This is a genomic window from Selenobaculum gibii, assembly GCF_030273445.1.
GTDB lineage: Bacteria > Bacillota > Negativicutes > ICN-92133 > ICN-92133 > Selenobaculum > Selenobaculum gibii.
In genome coordinates this window covers 2,265,642-2,283,377 of the sequence record NZ_CP120678.1, presented here as the reverse complement: position 1 = coordinate 2,283,377, position 17,736 = coordinate 2,265,642, and the positions used below count along the sequence as shown (strand labels likewise).

Below are 17,736 nucleotides of genomic sequence, written 5' to 3'. Positions count from 1 at the left end.
GGAGATGGATGATAAATGAATACTTCTGGACAAAATATGTATCAGTTGGCGAAGCTACTATTTCCAATATGCCGAAGTATAACAGGTGATGGTGTACGAGATACTTTGAAAATTTTAAAAAGTATTTATTCAGATATAAAAATTTATGAAGTACCAACAGGTACGCAAGTTTTTGACTGGTGTGTTCCTAAGGAGTGGAATATACGTGATGCATATATTAAAAATTCAAATGGCGAAAAAATACTTGATTTTCAAAAAAATAATCTTCATGTAGTGGGATATTCTTTACCTATAAATAAAAAAGTCAATCTGACAGAGTTAAAAGAGATAATTTATACACAACCAGATCAGCCAGAGGTAATTCCATATATAACTTCTTACTATAAAGAGCGTTATGGATTTTGTATGTCAGAAAATCAAAAAAATGAGTTGCTGGAAGATGAATATCATATATATATTGATAGTGAATTAAAAAATGGCAGTTTAACCTATGGCGAAATTATTATCCCTGGTGAAACTAAGAAAGAAATTTTTTTATCTACATATATATGCCATCCGTCAATGGCGAATAATGAATTATCTGGTCCGGTGGTAGCAATATATTTAGCAAAATGGTTAGCAAACTTAGAAAAAAGACGCTATACATATAGAATTATTTTTATTCCGGAAACTATTGGTTCGATTACTTATTTGAGTAGAAATTTAGAGTGTCTAAAACAAAATGTAATCGCAGGATTTAATTTATCTTGTGTAGGCGATAATAGAACCTTTTCTTATGTAGAATCTCGTTATGGTAATACATTAGCGGATAAAGTAGCGAAAAATATATTGAAATACTATTATCCGGATTATAGAACATACACATTTTTACAACGAGGCTCAGATGAAAGACAGTATAATGCTCCGGGTGTTGATTTGCCAGTATGTGCTATTTGTCGTTCGAAATATGGTAGATATCCAGAGTATCATACATCGAAAGATGATATGACATTGATATCACCAGAAGGATTGCAGGGGGCATATGAAGCTTATCAAGAGTGCATTATTGGGTTAGAGAATAATTATAATTATAAAATTAATTGTTTATGTGAGCCTCAACTTGGGAAAAGAGGGTTATATCCAACGATTAGTCAAAAAGGCGGTTACAATGAAGTGAAAGCTATGACCGATTTTATTGCATATGCCGATGGGAGAAATGATTTATTTGATATAAGTAACATTATTGGGGTACCAGTAAAAAAACTAATACCAGTTGTTGATAAATTGATAAAAAATAATTTAATTACGAGAGTGTAGTTGGCGACAATGAATAAATTAAAAGAAGAAGATTTTGAAGTGTTAAACAATTGTCCGTGGCATTTAGATGAACAATATAATGATTTTGAATTTTTGTATAAGGATAAAATGAATTGCGATATCGTAAAATGTAAAAAATGTGGTATTGTTTTTGCTCATAAAAGATTAAATGAGAGTGGATTAAAAAAATATTGGGATGATTATTTAAGTCGAGTCCATGTACATGATGATGAATTGGTTAAGAAAAGAAACGAAATGTATCAAATAGATTTCAAGTTTATTCAACAGTATAAAATGAATGGAAATGTTTTAGATATTGGTTGTGGAAATGGTTCATTTTTAGATGTATTTAAGAAGCATGGATATAGATGTTTTGGGGTAGAATTTGGCAGAGAGGCAGCCAAGGTTGCGAAACATTCTCATGATATTTATTATGGTGAATTCCCGAAACTTAATTTTAATGAAAAATATGATTTGATTATTTTTAGAGGTGTGCTACAGTATTTTCCGGAACCGATAAATTATTTAGATAAAGCGATTTCATTATTAAATAATAATGGTTGTATTTTTATTACTGCACAGCCCAACATGGATTCATTTTGTTTTAAGTTATTTAAAGAAAATTTTAATTTGCCGGTTACTAGTGCTGATTTTTTTGGCTATACAGAAAATGTATTTACAAATTATTTTACTAGTAAGGGTTTATTAAAAGTAGGAGAAAAGTATTTTTATGAAAAAACGCCTTACGCAAATATGGAAAGTGATATTTTGGAAGTTGCCAAAGCGATTCAATTAAAAAGAAAAAATATGAAAATTGATTTTAAAGCACCGGCTTTTTGGGGAAATATGATGAGTTTAATTTATAAGTTTAATAAGAATAAATAATCGCTATTTGTTTACATATCAAATCCTACTGCTAAGCGTTGTAAAATTGAATATAATATAAGGAGTTATCGTATGAATAATTTTGAAAGAAAGCCTAAGGATATGCTTACCATTGAGGTTACATCAATGTGTAATGTAAAGTGTGTATGGTGCTTTATGCAAACCTTTAATAAAATTGAAAAACATCATATGTCATTAAATACTTTTAAAAATTTAATAGAAACTAATAAAGATTATATAAAAGAAAATTTTGTTATAGCACCATTTTTTCGGGGTGAACCATTGTTAAATCCTGATTTTTGGAATATGTGTAAGATATTAAAGGAGAATGAAATAGATAATGTAGGAGTTCATTCGAATTTTAGCATGGATATTGATATACAAGCATTAGTAGAAACAAATATTCCTATAGTTGTTAATATCGGTGGTATCACTAAGGGAGTACATGAAAAAGTTATGATTAATTCTAATTTTGAAAAAGTTGTTTCTAATTTAAAAAAAGTTTATAAGGCAAACAAAATGGTTCATGTGAAAATGAATTGTACAAAATATAATGTACATCAGAATAAAGATTTAATTGATTTTGTTGTATCACTTGGCGGAACACCAAATTGTGTTGATGAATATACAACCACTTGCCCAGTACCTTCACATTGTACAAAAGAAGAATTGGAATATTATTTTAATAATGTAGTTTCAGAAGATGTATTACCATTTTTAAGATTTAATTATAGTGGTAGTGGTGGAGAAATGAAGACTAAACCACTTATTCCTAGATGTAATCATCTTTGCGATGCCATTTACTACAATGGTAATTATACTATTTGTTGTCAAGATCAATATGGTGATTTAGTAGTAGGAAATGTTTTTAAATCTTCTATCGAAAAAATACGAAATAGTAGTGAATATAAAGAGGCTGTTCGTTGTGGGAAAAATAGAATGCATAAAATATGTGGCGAGTGTTGTTAAAGTAAAAAAATAAAGTATAAAATTAATATATTTGATATGTGTTCTTTAAGACAGGGGGATTATAGATGAAAATATTATTTTGGGTACCTGGTGGGATGAAAGAAATTTTAAGTGTGGAGGGTATTATTGCAAAAAGTTTAAATTTTAGAGGAATTGAAACTCATGCAATTATCTGTGATGGTAAATACTGTGCTTGTGTGCGGAGGGAAATTTTTAATGGCTATTCCTATAATGTATGGTCTGATTTATGTGAAAGGTGTTGTGAAAATAATACAGAAGTTCTTAAAAAGTTAGGAATAGAATATTCATATGTTGGGGACTATATTAGTTTAGAAGAATTTGATATAGCAAGAAAGTTATCACAACAAGCAAAGTGGGATGAAATTGATTCGATAGAATATCACGGAATTAACATAGGAACAAATATAAAATCATCGATATATCGATATCTGCAAGGGCATAGACTAGAAAAATGTTCTGATAATGTTATGCAGGAATATGTATTTAGTGCTTATATTAACGCAATTGCTAGTAAGAAAGCATTGGATATTTTAAAACCTGAAAAGCTATATATGTCACATGCAATTTATGTAGATTGGGGTCCAGCTGTTAGAATGGCTAATAAAAAAGGGATTCCTGTTATTGGGTGGATGAGTAGCTATTTAGCATCAAATTTTTATTTTAAAGTTATAAGAAATGTAGATGTCATTGATATGCATAATATTGATGGGGATAATTGGAGTAATATTGTAGAAGATAACTTATCTGATGAAAATAGAAATCGTCTTAATGAATATATAAAAAGAAGATATTTAGACAATATATCTTTCGATATGGGTAAGTTTTCTAAATATAGTGAATTGTCTATTATAAAGGCAAAATATAGTTTTGATAATATAAATCCAACGTGGGCCATTTTTACCCATGTAAATTGGGACTCTGTTACAGATTATGCACCGATGTTATATAAAACATTTAATGAGTGGATTATTGACACGATAACTATTATAAAAAAAATTAAAAATGTTAATTTTATAATAAAAATACATCCGGCTGAAAAATGGTCTAATAAAAATGGTTCGGGAATTGAAGATTTAATACGAATTAAATTTACTGATTTACCTAATAATGTAAAATTGATTGGTGCAGATGAAAAAATTAATCCATTGAATTTTTATCAAATGATTGATGGTGGAATAACTGTATATGGTACAGCAGGGTTGGAGTTATCTTTATTTGGTAAGCCGGTTATATTGGCGGGAACTGCACATTATGGAAATAAAGGGTTTACATATGATGCCAATACTATAGATGAGTATAAAAATTTACTTATGAATACTGATAAAATAGCGGTATTGTCAGAAACACAAATTGAATATGCAAAAAAATATGCTTATAATTATTTTATTCAGCGGCAAATACCGTTGCTTATTGTAAAAGATGATAAAACGGGTTGGTGGAAAATCCATGAAGATCGATTGGATAATTTATTGCCAGGAAAAGATTTAATTATTGATTTCTTGTGTAATAAAATTATTTCGGATGAAGAATTTATCATGGATGATGAATTCTTGAAAAAATTAGAAAAAGAAAAATATTACGAAAAATATAAATAAATTAGGTGATAGTAATATGTCTAAGAAATGTTTATTGGGTTATGACAATCGGGGAACTGTATATGATTATGGCAAATATGTATTACGAAAGATTAATCCAGAATATATAGAGGCTACAAAAAAAATATTGTTAGTATATGAACAAGTGTTAAAGAAATCTGGGATAGTTCCTACAAGTACATGGTGTGACGATGGAGAATATGAGTTAAAACATAATAAATATACAATTTCGTATCCGTATGAATGGACTGCAAATATGTTTAAAGATGCTGTTTTATTTCATTTGCATCTTTGTAAGCAGTTAAGCGCAAAAGGTATTTGTTTAAAAGATGCATTGCCTAATAATATTCTTTTTAATAATACGACCCCTATTTTTATCGATTTTTTATCGCTTATTTTTAATGAAGATATTAAGAATGAAGAATGGCTATTTCAAGATGTTGATGATAAAAATGATAATTGTATAATTATTAAAAGAATGTTTATTCCATATATGTTAATTCCTTTATTAATTATGTATCAGAAAAATTATAATAAAGCTAGAAAGTGTTTAAGGGATAAGTGTTGTAATAATAAGAATTTATTGACTAATAATTGGGATGATATAGAGAAAATAGATTACCAAATTAAAGAATTAAGAAATAGTATTTACAATGTTATGGAGAAAAATAATATTGATGATGTATATGATTATTTAATAGAAAAAATTCAATTATTGGATGTAACACCATCCCAAAGTGGCTATTTAACTTATTACAATGATAAAAAAGAAAATTTTAATTTAAAAAATATTGATAATTGGCTAATGAAGCAAAAAAATATATATAAAATACTTTTGAGTAATAAATATGATATGGTAATGGATATTGGCTCGAACACAGGCTGGTTTTCATTATTAGCAGAATCAATGGGAAGTAAGGTTGTATCATTGGATATTGACGAATCATCTATTGATGCATTGTATTTATATGCGAAAGAAAATGAGTTAAATATTCTTCCATTGAAAATGTCATTTGATGATTTAACTAAAGAGTTTTATGGTTTTGATTATAATAGCGATAATATTTTGTCTAATGTAGTTCAAAGTAGACCTTTATTTTTAATGCCAATAGAAAGATTTAAAGTGGATTTAGTTTTGTGTTTAGGTTTATTGCATCATTTGTTATTAGGTGAGGGGAAAAATATTTCAGATATAATAAATATATTATCGAAAGTGACTGATACCTTAGTTATTGAATTTGTCAGTTTAGAAGATAGTTTGATAAAAGATAATCCTGATTTTTTTTCAAATTTACATTTATATTCTGAAGATAATTATAATTTGGAATGCTTTAAAGATAAAATTAAATTATATTTTCCAAAAATAACTGTGATGGATTCACATCCGTGTACGAGGAAGATTCTTTTATGCGAAAAGTAAAAAAAACGTTAATTACAGGAATAAATGGTCAAGATGGTTCTTACTTAGCAGAACTATTGCTAAATAAAGGGTACGAAGTTCATGGGACTATTAGAAGGACGGCTATTGAAAATGTAAATAGAATGGTTAATCTAAATCATATTCGGAATAAAATACATTTACATATTTGTCAGCTTGATAATCATTTAGCAATATATAAATTAATAGCACAAATTAAACCAGATGAATGCTACCACTTGGCAGCTGCAAGTTTTGTTAGCTATTCATTTGAAGATGAAACATCTATTATTAATTCAAATTTTAATTCTACACATTTTTTATTATCTAGCATTAAAGAATTAGTTCCAGATTGCAAAGTTTATTTTGCTGGGTCAAGTGAAATGTTTGGATATGCCTTAAATTCACCTCAAGATGAAAATGAAAAATTCAATCCACGCTCTATTTATGGAATATCAAAAGTTGCCAGTTATCATGTTGTAAAAAACTATAGAGAAAGATTTAATTTGTATACATGCACAGGAATTACTTATAATCATGAATCGCCTAGACGAGGATATGCTTTTGTTACAAGAAAAATCACTTCGACTGTTGCAAAGATTTATTTAGGGTATGAGAAATGCTTAGAGTTGGGAAATGTTAATACGCAACGTGATTGGGGATATGCCCCAGAATATGTAGAAGCTATGTGGCGAATGCTAAACAAAACCAATAAACCTGATGACTATATTATTGCAACAGGAAAATTGCACTCGGTAAAAGATGTTCTTGAAGTAGCTTTTTCAAGTGTTGGATTAAAATATGAAAGTTATCTAAAAATAAATGAGGATTTTTATAGGCCGGGAGAGAATATTCCGCTGGCTGGAAATTGTGAAAAAATAAAAAATGCTATAGGTTGGATAGCAAAAAAAAGTTTTTATGAAATGATACAAGAGATGGTCATGAATGATATTGAGATTTTAAGGGGACGAAATTTATGAAAGTGTTATTTACATCACCGATAATTGAGCATCCAGCTGCTGGAGGACCACAACTAAGAATAGAAAATTCGATTAAGGCTTTAAATGAAATTTGTGAATTGCATGTTATATCAAGAGCTAGTAGACGTTCATTAGGTGGTATAAAAGCAGAAAAATTTTATAAACGGCATTGTGTTAATTTTATATATGTTCCCAGAGTAAAATTTTTTTTTGAGAATAAAGTATTGAGGGATATGGAGTTTGGGTTTAATAAAAAGTTTTTAGATAAAGATGAAGATTTTATTATTAACTATATTAAGCAAAATAAGATAGATATTATTTGGTTTGGATACGGAAACATTTCTTATGAACTAATGAAAAATATAAAGAAAAAAGTTCCACAGATAAAAATGATTTGTGACACAGATAGTGTATGGTCTAGATTTGTATTAAGAGGAATTCCTTATGAAAAGGATATACATAAAAAAAAACTTATAGAAAAAGAAGGACGCAAAAAGGAACAAGAAGAAAAAGAATGGGTTGAATTTTGTGATGTGACAACGGCTGTATCGAAAGTTGATGCAGAGTATTACAAAGAGTTAACTGAGGATAAAAATAAAATTAAACTTTTTTCCAATGTGATTGACTTAAGAAACTATGAGGATGCTGGTGAACGTCCAATGAATTTTCAGAATCCTTGTATTTATTTAGCTGGCACTTTTGAACCTAATTCGCCTATGGATAAAGCGGCAAGATGGGTGCTTGATAATGTTTGGGATAAATTGAAAGAAATAATTCCTGATATTCGTTTCTATATCATTGGGAATGGGTCTAAGAATACATTATCAGATATTAATGATGAAGCAATTAGTATAGTTGGGAAAGTAGATAGTGTTTTACCATATCTTAAAAATGCTGATGTAGCTCTTGTTCCTTTATTTTTTGAATCTGGAACTCGGTTTAAAATTTTAGAGGCTGCGGCATGTAAAATCCCGATAGTTTCTACAACTTTAGGTGCAGAAGGAATTCCTGTAGAATCTGGTCAAAATATACTTATTGCAGATGAAGCCGATGATTTTGTAGAAAATATAGTGAAACTTATTAAGGATAAAGAATTTGCTAGGATTATAGCAGAAAATTGCAATAGGCTTATTGAAGATAAATATGGAATTCAAAATTTAATCGAAGAGGGAAATTTAATTCTACGATATATAGAAAAGAAAGAGTGAGGGTAATAGTGTGCATAAAGAAGTTTATTGTGAAAAAGAGTTATTAGCTATTATCGTTCTAAACTCATATAAAAAGCCAGGAATCTCTTTTTTTACATCAAATGACTTATCACAGCAACTTGCGTATATGCAGCATAAGAAAGGACATTTAATAGAACCACATGTACATAATATGGTAAAAAGGGAAGTTCATTATACGAAAGAGATTCTTTTTATCAAAAAAGGAAAACTTCGTGTGGATTTTTATTCAGATGAAAAAGTTTATGTTGAAAGTCATGTTTTGGAAGCTGGGGATGTTATTTTACTAGCATCTGGTGGACATGGATTTGAAGTTCTAGAAGATGTGGAAATGTTTGAGGTAAAGCAAGGTCCATATGCGGGAGAAAATGATAAGACTAGATTTGAATCAGTGAAAACTGGTGAAATAAAATTAGCTGAATAGGTTGTGAAGATGGATATGCAGAGGGTATTTGTAAATGAACCTAAATTAGATGGAAATGAACGAAAATATTTAAATGAATGTATAGATAGTGGCTGGATTTCTTTTGAAGGTCCTTTTGTAAAGCGTTTTGAGGAAGGAATGGCTCAATTAACAAATAGAAAATATGGAATTTCAGTATCTAATGGTTCGGTAGCATTGGATACTTCTGTAATGGCATTAGATTTAGGTCCAAATGATGAAGTCATTATGCCGACATTTACAATTATTTCTTGTGCAGCAGCTGTGGTGCGTGTTGGGGCAAAGCCTATTTTAGTAGATTCTGATCCATTTACATGGAATATGAAGGTCGAAGATATTGAAGCTAAAATTACTAAGCGAACTAAAGCTATCATGGTTGTTCATATTTATGGTTTACCCGTTGAAATGGATAAAATAACTGAGTTAGCGAAAAAATATAATCTTCATATAATTGAAGATGCGGCTGAAATGCATGGACAAACTTATAATGGAAAACCATGTGGAAGTTTTGGTAACATTAGCACATTTAGCTTTTATCCGAATAAACATATTACTTGTGGTGAAGGTGGTATGTTAGTCACTAATGATGAGGCATTAGCAGAGCGTTGTAAATTAATACGAAATTTATTTTTTCAACAGGGTAAGAGATATGTGCATGAAGAACTAGGATACAATTTCCGTATGACTAATTTACAAGCGGCAGTTGGGTGTGCTCAATTGGAACGTATTGAAGATACGGTAGAAAAAAAACGTCATATTGGGCATTTGTATACGGAACTTTTAAAGGATGTTCAAGGCATACAACTACCTGTGTCTAAAAAGGAATACGCTGATAATATTTATTGGGTATATGGTATTGTTTTAGATGATGAATTAAATATTGATGCTAAGTACATGATGGAGAACTTGAGTGCTAAAGGGATTGGTACGAGAGGATTTTTTTGGTGCATTCATGAACAACCAGTTTTTAAAAGAATGAATTTATTTGTTGGTGAAAAATATCCCGTTGCAGAAAGGTTAGCAAGAAAAGGATTTTATTTACCTAGTGGCATTACCTTAGCGGATGAACAGATTAAGTATGTTGTAGAGCAATTAAAAGTATGTTTGAGTAATGCAATGAAGTGAAAAGGATGTGTAAAATGAGTTTTCAGCAGAAACCCTTAATTGATCATGGTAAAATACATATGGATATTCAAAAAAAATTCAAAGTTATTATTTTTGGTACAGGGGAAGATTTTGAAGGGATTCTTGCTAATATCAATTATTTATTTACTCTTTATCATTTGGGTGAATTTGAAGAACACATTGATTTTATAGTTGATAATAACAAAGATAAGCAAGGAAAATGTTTATATGGAAAGAAAATATGCTCTCCAGAATGTCTGCAGGGTAAAAATAGCAAATCTATGATTGTTGTTGCAACTTGTAAATTTTATAATCCTATTAGTGTTCAATTATCTCAATATGGATTGGCTGAAAATAAAGATTATATATCTCATACAAAATTTTTTGAGATGATTATAGATTGGTGTAATAAAAAGGATAATACAATGGCTTTGGCAGGGATGCCTGAGACTTATTACGAATTTGATAAAAAAAGAAAGTTTGAAGCTTTTGAAAAATCTAAGCAGATCCAAAAAGATTTTCAATTGTATCAAAATCCATCCAAAGATGAGTTAGTAAAAATATATGACCAATTGAAATTGTCTGAAATAGTAATAGAAGATTATCAAATTGATTTAAAAAAATATAATGAGTTTAAACAGGAATTTGATTTTGGAGAAGATTTTTATAGTTGGGATAAAGCAATTAAAGAAGAAAAAATTTTAGAACATTTTGTTGCTTTCGAAATATTACACTTAGAAAAATCTGATTTTTATATTGATGTTGCTGCATGCAATAGTCCGTTTGCTTTTTTATTGCATAATAAGGGTTATGATTCTATGGCAATTGATCTGAATCCGTCTACTAAATTTGCTGATTCAAATATTTATAGGGTTGCAGATGCTACGAACACTGACTTTACTAATCATTCTGTAGACGCAGTATCTTTACAATGTGCATATGAAATGTTTTTGGGAGATTCTGATACCAATTTAATTAAAGAGTTGGCACGAGTGTTAGCTAAAAAAGGTAGATGCGTTATAGCTCCCTTGTACATGCATACCCATTATTGTGGATATTCTTCACCTGACTATATATACGAAAATCAATATCATGATTTAGGTGCACAATTGTATTATAGTGAATATTTTGGAATACCTTTTGCACGCCACTATGATATGAAAGCCTTAAAGGAAAGAGTGATATTGCCAATAATTAATTCTGGGTTAAGATACAAAATATACCGGGTAGTCAATGAAAAATCAATTAATGAGAATATTTATTTAAAATTTATTCTTTATATCTATCGATAAATTATATAATTTTAGAAGGAGATAAATATAATGCTATTTAACGAATATGCTCAATATTATGATTTGTTATATAAAGATAAAGATTATGATGGAGAGGTTAAGTATATTGACGCACTAATAACAAAGTATCACAATAAGGCGAAAAAAGTCCTTGATTTAGGTTGTGGAACAGGAAGGCATGCAGAGATTTTATCTCAATATGGCTATAATATACATGGCGTTGATATGAGCAGGGAAATGTTAAAAAAAGCACTGCAAAGGGCTGAAAGCAATGATAGACTAGCGTTTACGCTGTCAAATATTCAAAAATTTGATTTAAAGGAAGAATATGATATAGTAACGGCACTATTTCATGTTATGAGTTACCAAGTTACAGATGAGGCAATAAAAAATGTACTGTTAAATGTACACAAGCACTTAAAGAAGGATGGTGTTTTTATTTTTGATTGTTGGTATGGACCAACCGTATTAACAGAAAAACCAGAAATTCGGGTAAAACGATTAGAAAATGAAAAAATAAGAATAACTAGAATTGCGGAACCTGTAATGCGAGAAAACAATAATATAGTGGAAGTACATTATGATGTTTTTGTACGAAATAAGAAAGATGATGTAATTAAAGAAATACAGGAAACACATATAATGCGATATTTATTTAAGAAAGAAATTGAAAAATTTGTCTCTGAATGTGGTTTTTCTTATATCGATGGTTTCGAATTTATGACGGGAAAATCTTTAAGTATGTCTACCTGGGGAAGTTGTTTTGTGGTACGAAAAGAGTTGTAAATGTAAGCTTAGTTATCGAAAAGGAGTATTTTACTTTGCAAGAAAAAAGTAAGATTTTGATTATTGGTTATGAGGAATATGACAATAATATGTATCCTCATACGAAAGCGATAATAGATAAACTTGGGCAAGTGCAAAAAGTTGAATATTTTAACTTTAAGCAAAGAGGATTTTTGTGGATAAAAAAAGACTATCATATAAAAGATTATATAAAATCTTTTGCTTCTACAATTAGATTAATTATAGAAGCTATACGAAATTTAAAAAGATTGTCAAAAATTATCAATGATTATAATTATGTAATTGCTATAGACCATTATATATATGTTTTAGTCAGTTTGTTTATGTGTAACAAAAAAACGAAATATATATTATGGAGTTATGATATTATTGTAAAAAAAGGACCTTATTATTCGAAATTATGGATAAAATTAATTTTGAGATTATTCCCACTAATTATACAAAAACATAAATATATCATTATTCAAGATGATGAGAGATTTCAATTATTAAAAGACACGGTGAATATTCAAAATCAGGATATAAATATATTTTATTTGCCTGTATGTATTGAAGATATTCCATTACAGTATAATAAAAGAAAAAATTTACGCGATAAACCGTTATTACTACAATGTGGATATATTGGTTTCATTAGAAATAGTCATTTTTTCACAGAACATTATCAAAAGCATTATCTTGAGTATAATTTAATGTTTCATGGCAAAATATCAGAAAATTTTAGTTTGTTGTTAAAAAAAATAGAAATAAAACCAATTTTATCACTAGACTTGATTGTACCTAATGAGGTATATAAAATTATAGATGAATGTGATATTGGCATTATTTCTTATATGATACGTGGTGATATGAACAGCTTTTTTATGGCAAATGCTTGTGGACAGTTATGTGAATTTCTAAGAATGGGGAAACCTGTTATCATAATGGGGAACATGAATTTAAGTAAATTGGTAGAAAAATATAAATTTGGGATTGTAATATCGGATATTTTTCAATTAAAAGATGCTATAAATAAGATAAAAGAAGATTATCAAGATTATTCGGACAATGCTAAAAGATGTTTCGATGAAAACTATATTGTTGATAGGTACATAGAAAGATTGCATACGTGGATTATAAAATAATTTTTATTAATTGTTATATGAGGGATGAATTATGGACGGAAATATTATTAGTAGAGTAGAGTTTATTTGGAATCAGCTTATAAGAGAAGATTTTGATAAAATGGCGTTTGAAAAATTCAAAAAACGTGAATTTATAATTTTTTCTGCAGGTTACGATGGGAAAGCATTATGTCATATATTAAAAAATGAAAATATGATGATAAAATTTTTTTTTGATAATGATGAAAAAAAACAAGGCATGATTTTTGAAGGTATTGAGGTTAAAAATCCTAATGAATTTTTAGAGACTAAAGATAACTATGTTATTTTAATCGCCAATAGTTCAAATAGTGCTCAAATCAGAAAGCAATTGAATGATAAATTTAGAAACGATGAAATATACACATATCAGGAATTTTTGTTGAAATTCACAAATACATCTATACTGGAAATAGGTCCACTAAATAATCCGAATTTCATAGGTAAAAATGTTAAATATTTTGATGTTCTAGGTATAGAAGGATTGCGTAGCAAAGCTCAATCATGGAATGTGGATCCGTTTGGAGTTCCTCAAAAAATAGATTATATTTCGGAAAGTGGAGATTTGTCTATAGTTGACAAATCATTTCCAGTCGTTTTTAGTTCTCATGTAATAGAACATCAACCCAATTTTGTAGAACATCTTATAAAAGTAGAAAAAATATTACAAAGCAATGGAAGATATATCATGATTATTCCTGATAAACGATACTGCTATGATCACTATCAGGAGTTAACGTTAATTGAGGATATTTTAGATTCTTATTACCAAGAAGCAAAGATACATAGTTTGAAAATATTATTGTCTTATTTAAGAAGAACTCATAATAATGCAAGGAATCATTGGAAAGGAAATCATGGTGATTTGCCAAAATTTTCGATAGAAAAAGTTAAAGAAATCATTAAGCAATATAAAGATTCTAATAAACAATATATAGATGCGCATGCATGGTTTTTCACTCCAGATTCATTTAAAAATATAATTGAAATTTTAAATCAGTTGGGACTAATCCATTTATCCCTGATAGAAATATCGGAAACTGCACCAGGTCAGCTAGAGTTCTATGCTATTTTACAGAAATAGAGGTTTTCAATATGAAAAAAGTAAGTGTTATTACTCCATGGTATAATGGCATTACCTTTGTTGATCGTTATATGAAGATGATATTGGCACAAACATATTCTTATATTGAACTTATTTTTATAGATGATGGATCTACGGATGGCGTTATAGAAAAAATTCATGAATATGAACCAATAATTAAAAAGAGAGGCTTTCAATTTATTTATATTATTCAGCAACATGCAGGACAAGCAGAGGCTTTGAATAAAGGGTTGAAGGTTTTTACTGGAGATTATGTAATGAGTGTGGATTCAGATGATATTCTTGTACCTGAGTGCATTGAAAAAAGAGTTGAATTCCTTGATCATAATCTTAAATATAGTATGGTAACAAGCAAAGGTTGGGAAGCTGATGAGAAAGATTTAGAAACATTACATGATGTCTATTGGATGCAAACTAAAGAGGAAGAGAATTTGTTTTGGCGGATTGTTAATAGACAAATAAGTACGTTTCTTTTGCCGTATTTATTTAGGGGCGAGGATTAAAAAAAAGTTATTCCAGAGCAAACGATTTATGTTAATGATAAAAACACAATACAAGATATACAAGTCAGTTTACCAATGGCGTATAATTATAAATGTGGCTTTATTGATGAGTATTTATTTATTTATGTCATTAGAGAAGCCAGTGGATGTCATGAGTTTATTTCTTATCCGCATAAAATGTATTATTACGATGGCTTAGAAGAAATATGGCTAAATACATATAAAAGAATGCAAATGTGTGATGAGGACAGAAAAAAAGCTGTACAAAAGACAAAAAATGTGCATGCACGCTACCGAAATACTATGATTTGCAATTACATATTGCAACATAGTGATAGGGATATATTGATGAAACAAATTTTCCAAAAACGCAAATTGGTTATTTTTGGTGCGGGTGAATTTGGTGAAATGGTGTATAGGATTCTAAGTGAAAAAAATTTTGAAATAGATTTTTTTATTGACAATTCGCATAGACGCCAAAAAGAAGGGTTTTGTGGAAAGTTAGTTAAAATGCCTAAATATTTAAAGAATTTTAATGATAAATTTATTGTTTTAGTTGTTGGATCTTTTCATAATGAAGAAATGGGGGAAGAATTAAAACAACTGGGATTAATAGAAGGAAAAGATTTTTATCTTTATCCATCAACAAATTTTATGAATGAAATGAACTTTGATTGCACGGAAATTAACTAATGTAAAATCTTATCGTTTTAGAGATTGTAAAGTTTACTTGTTTTTGATTAGTGTTTTATTGGAGGATTTTTATGCGTAAGAATTTGATTCGTGTCATACAAGAAGTTCAACCAGATGGAATTTTGGACAGAGTCATGTACAGGTATCTTTTGGAACTACGGAGTATACTGCAAAATGCAGATGCTTTAGGAACGCTTAGACTTTTAGAGACAAGTCGTTTCTTGAAGTTAGAGAAGAAAACAAAATTTTATCGGGCAGCGACGAGTGTATTATATGGATTAGTACAGGAAATTCCGTAGAAAGAAGCAACCCTTTTTATCTGCGCAGTCCATATGCTGTTGCGAAATTATACGAGCATTGGATTACAGTGAATTATTGGTAGTATTTATGGAATTTATACTTGTAATTACACGAAGTTCGCGCGTTTCTTGAAGTAGCGGTTAAATAGTTGAAGTAGAAATTGAATGGCAGGAGGAAGGTGTCGAGGAAATAGGAATAGATAAAGTAATGGAAATGTACTAGTCGAAGCTGATTCGTCTTTAGCTAATTGCAAGGAAAGTTTAGGATGAAGCCCAAAAACATTATTACAGCAATTATGTAAAGTGATGATAGAAGAAATGATTTTGGGACAGCGAAAAGATGTTCTTATTATGATGAATATCGAGTAGCTATATTATGTTGAAAATGAAGTTAGAGAATGTGGCGCAAAGGGAATTCGTATTATTTTAGAGCCTGAGAGAAAGAATCTTGCATCAGCAACTGCTTTAGTAATAAAATTTTGTCTTGATAATTCAAAATGAAAATACATTTATAAACTCATTAAAGTTTGGACTAGAGTTGTCAAAATAAATTTAATTTGTTATTTGTGGGATAAAAATGGATGTGCCTAAAACTGATTATGGGTATATTAAGGTAGGAGAAATTTTAGGTAATTATTACTTAGTAGAATCTTTTAAGGAAAAGGCAAGTTTGATTTAGTAAGAAAATATATAAATTAAGAATTTTATTATTGGAATAATATAGGTGAAAGCTTAGGATGTAGAATGAAAAATTTTCGGATAAATCCAAAAAGTAAATTAGGATTGAAGCGGGATCATCATTATATGAACATTGGAGTATTCTTGTTGGAGCAGCTAAAGTTATAATTGCTAATAAAGTAAAGATGATTCATAATAATAAGTTGGCATTTATCTCATAAGCAACAGAGCATAAAATGGTACATATCTTTGGTGAAGGTCATATTATAAGGTTTAATTAAGAAAAAGTATATTTCTTTATAGCCTTTTATGATAGAATGTATTTAGTGATTACATAATAAATGGGGTGCTTTTATGGATACAATGTCTATTGCAGCAATGTCGGTTGGAATGAGCAATCAAAAGGTAGCGCAAGATATGGGTACTTCAGTGCTAAAGATGGCGATGGGGAGTGCGGAAAGCACTGCGGATATGTTGAATAGTGTTATGGCTGAACAACATGCTGCACAGCCGTATCTTGGCTCTAATTTTGATATTATTGCGTAATAAAAATACCGTTTGCATTGGCAGACGGTATTTTTTTGCCTTTAATCTATAAATTGCAAATAAAACTTATTTTGTGTATAGTAATAAATAATTAAAGGTAATTGTAAAAAATTATTTTTGTATTAACTTTGTTTTAACAGAAAAAATAAAAGTATTATAAATAGCTGGAGGAATTGTTTTGGCGGAGTTTACGGAAGAATTTATGGAGAAAATGGAGCAGTTTTATGAGAATGATCCATTTATTCATGTAATTGATATGTCACTTGTAAATATCGAAGATGGACAAGTGACGCTAGGGATGCCGATTACCGAGAAGCATACGAATGCACATGGAATTGCACATGGTGGGGTATTAATGTCACTTGCGGATACTGCGATGGGAGCATCGTGTATGAGTGTAAATAAAAAAGTAGTAACAATGGATTTGAATATCAACTTTATTAGGGCGGCTAAACTTGGGGAAAATGTGATTGCAGTTGCTGAGGTTTTACACAATGGAGGAAAGACGATGGTTTCTGAGGCAAAGATTCTAAGTGAAAAAGGAGACCTATGTGCAAAAGCGCGAGGAACATTCTTTGTGATTGATAATTTTGTCAAATAGATTGCTGTATACAGAAAAAAATCTTGCTTTTTTTGTAGGAAAAATTTATACTTATGATTAAGAACAATTTGCTTAGGTCCGTGGTTGGAAGTCGATGCCAGTTGCAGGCAAAAC

General features: G+C 29.4%; 19 protein-coding genes. All 19 read left to right on the top strand.

The features are described from left to right. The first annotated feature begins 15 nt into the window (after positions 1–15). The 19 genes from P3F81_RS10875 to P3F81_RS10785 all read left to right on the top strand — a co-directional run bounded on the left by P3F81_RS10875 (position 16) and on the right by P3F81_RS10785 (position 17,622). The gene (locus tag P3F81_RS10875) at positions 16–1,296 is read left to right on the top strand and encodes a DUF4910 domain-containing protein (protein ID WP_147670165.1); all 1,281 of its coding nucleotides are present in this window, start codon (positions 16–18) and stop codon (positions 1,294–1,296) included. 9 nt (positions 1,297–1,305) lie between these two features. Beyond that, positions 1,306–2,181: a class I SAM-dependent methyltransferase gene (locus tag P3F81_RS10870; RefSeq protein ID WP_147670164.1), complete on the top strand. Its 876-nt coding sequence runs from the start codon at positions 1,306–1,308 to the stop codon at positions 2,179–2,181. A gap of 72 nt (positions 2,182–2,253) precedes the next feature. Next, positions 2,254–3,150, top strand: a complete 897-nt coding sequence (locus P3F81_RS10865; RefSeq protein ID WP_147670163.1) for a radical SAM protein — start codon at positions 2,254–2,256, stop codon at positions 3,148–3,150. A 65-nt stretch (positions 3,151–3,215) separates the two neighbouring features. Further along, positions 3,216–4,766, top strand: a complete 1,551-nt coding sequence (locus P3F81_RS10860; protein WP_147670162.1) for a capsular polysaccharide export protein, LipB/KpsS family — start codon at positions 3,216–3,218, stop codon at positions 4,764–4,766. A gap of 16 nt (positions 4,767–4,782) precedes the next feature. Next, a complete protein-coding gene (locus P3F81_RS10855) occupies positions 4,783–6,186 on the top strand; it encodes a class I SAM-dependent methyltransferase (protein WP_147670161.1) in 1,404 nt (467 codons plus the stop codon). Beyond that, positions 6,174–7,163 carry a GDP-mannose 4,6-dehydratase gene (locus P3F81_RS10850; protein ID WP_147670160.1) on the top strand — a complete coding sequence of 330 codons (990 nt, stop codon included), beginning with the start codon at positions 6,174–6,176 and terminating at the stop codon, positions 7,161–7,163. The genes P3F81_RS10855 and P3F81_RS10850 overlap by 13 nt, the downstream gene beginning before the upstream one ends. Further along, entirely contained in the window at positions 7,160–8,371 is a 1,212-nt protein-coding gene (locus P3F81_RS10845) for a glycosyltransferase family 4 protein (protein WP_147670159.1), read from the top strand. Before P3F81_RS10850 ends, P3F81_RS10845 begins: the two co-directional genes overlap by 4 nt. Before the next feature lie 10 nt (positions 8,372–8,381). Then, positions 8,382–8,813 carry a cupin domain-containing protein gene (locus tag P3F81_RS10840; RefSeq protein ID WP_147670158.1) on the top strand — a complete coding sequence of 144 codons (432 nt, stop codon included), beginning with the start codon at positions 8,382–8,384 and terminating at the stop codon, positions 8,811–8,813. Positions 8,814–8,822: 9 nt separating this feature from the next. Beyond that, entirely contained in the window at positions 8,823–9,956 is a 1,134-nt protein-coding gene (locus P3F81_RS10835; RefSeq protein ID WP_309320394.1) for a DegT/DnrJ/EryC1/StrS family aminotransferase, read from the top strand. Positions 9,957–9,970: 14 nt separating this feature from the next. After that, on the top strand, positions 9,971–11,248 hold the full coding sequence (locus P3F81_RS10830; protein ID WP_309320393.1) for a methyltransferase domain-containing protein: 1,278 nt from the start codon (positions 9,971–9,973) through the stop codon (positions 11,246–11,248). Positions 11,249–11,278: 30 nt separating this feature from the next. After that, complete coding sequence (locus P3F81_RS10825; protein ID WP_309320392.1) at positions 11,279–12,034, top strand: class I SAM-dependent DNA methyltransferase; 756 nt, start codon at positions 11,279–11,281, stop codon at positions 12,032–12,034. A gap of 35 nt (positions 12,035–12,069) precedes the next feature. Next, positions 12,070–13,179, top strand: a complete 1,110-nt coding sequence (locus tag P3F81_RS10820) for a glycosyltransferase (protein ID WP_147670155.1) — start codon at positions 12,070–12,072, stop codon at positions 13,177–13,179. A 31-nt stretch (positions 13,180–13,210) separates the two neighbouring features. Beyond that, positions 13,211–14,281 carry a class I SAM-dependent methyltransferase gene (locus P3F81_RS10815; RefSeq protein ID WP_147670154.1) on the top strand — a complete coding sequence of 357 codons (1,071 nt, stop codon included), beginning with the start codon at positions 13,211–13,213 and terminating at the stop codon, positions 14,279–14,281. Positions 14,282–14,292: 11 nt separating this feature from the next. Beyond that, positions 14,293–14,805 carry a glycosyltransferase family A protein gene (locus P3F81_RS10810; protein ID WP_309320391.1) on the top strand — a complete coding sequence of 171 codons (513 nt, stop codon included), beginning with the start codon at positions 14,293–14,295 and terminating at the stop codon, positions 14,803–14,805. Positions 14,806–14,880: 75 nt separating this feature from the next. Next, positions 14,881–15,498, top strand: coding sequence for a PglD-related sugar-binding protein (locus P3F81_RS10805; RefSeq protein WP_309320390.1), 618 nt, complete (start codon positions 14,881–14,883; stop codon positions 15,496–15,498). Between the two features lie 71 nt (positions 15,499–15,569). Then, positions 15,570–15,797 carry a GDP-mannose 4,6-dehydratase gene (locus P3F81_RS10800; protein WP_309320389.1) on the top strand — a complete coding sequence of 76 codons (228 nt, stop codon included), beginning with the start codon at positions 15,570–15,572 and terminating at the stop codon, positions 15,795–15,797. Then, on the top strand, positions 15,743–15,880 hold the full coding sequence (locus tag P3F81_RS10795; RefSeq protein ID WP_309320797.1) for a GDP-mannose 4,6-dehydratase: 138 nt from the start codon (positions 15,743–15,745) through the stop codon (positions 15,878–15,880). Before P3F81_RS10800 ends, P3F81_RS10795 begins: the two co-directional genes overlap by 55 nt. Before the next feature lie 949 nt (positions 15,881–16,829). Further along, positions 16,830–17,021, top strand: coding sequence for a YjfB family protein (locus P3F81_RS10790; RefSeq protein ID WP_147670152.1), 192 nt, complete (start codon positions 16,830–16,832; stop codon positions 17,019–17,021). Between the two features lie 178 nt (positions 17,022–17,199). Beyond that, complete coding sequence (locus P3F81_RS10785) at positions 17,200–17,622, top strand: PaaI family thioesterase (RefSeq protein ID WP_309320387.1); 423 nt, start codon at positions 17,200–17,202, stop codon at positions 17,620–17,622. Positions 17,623–17,736 lie beyond the last annotated feature (114 nt).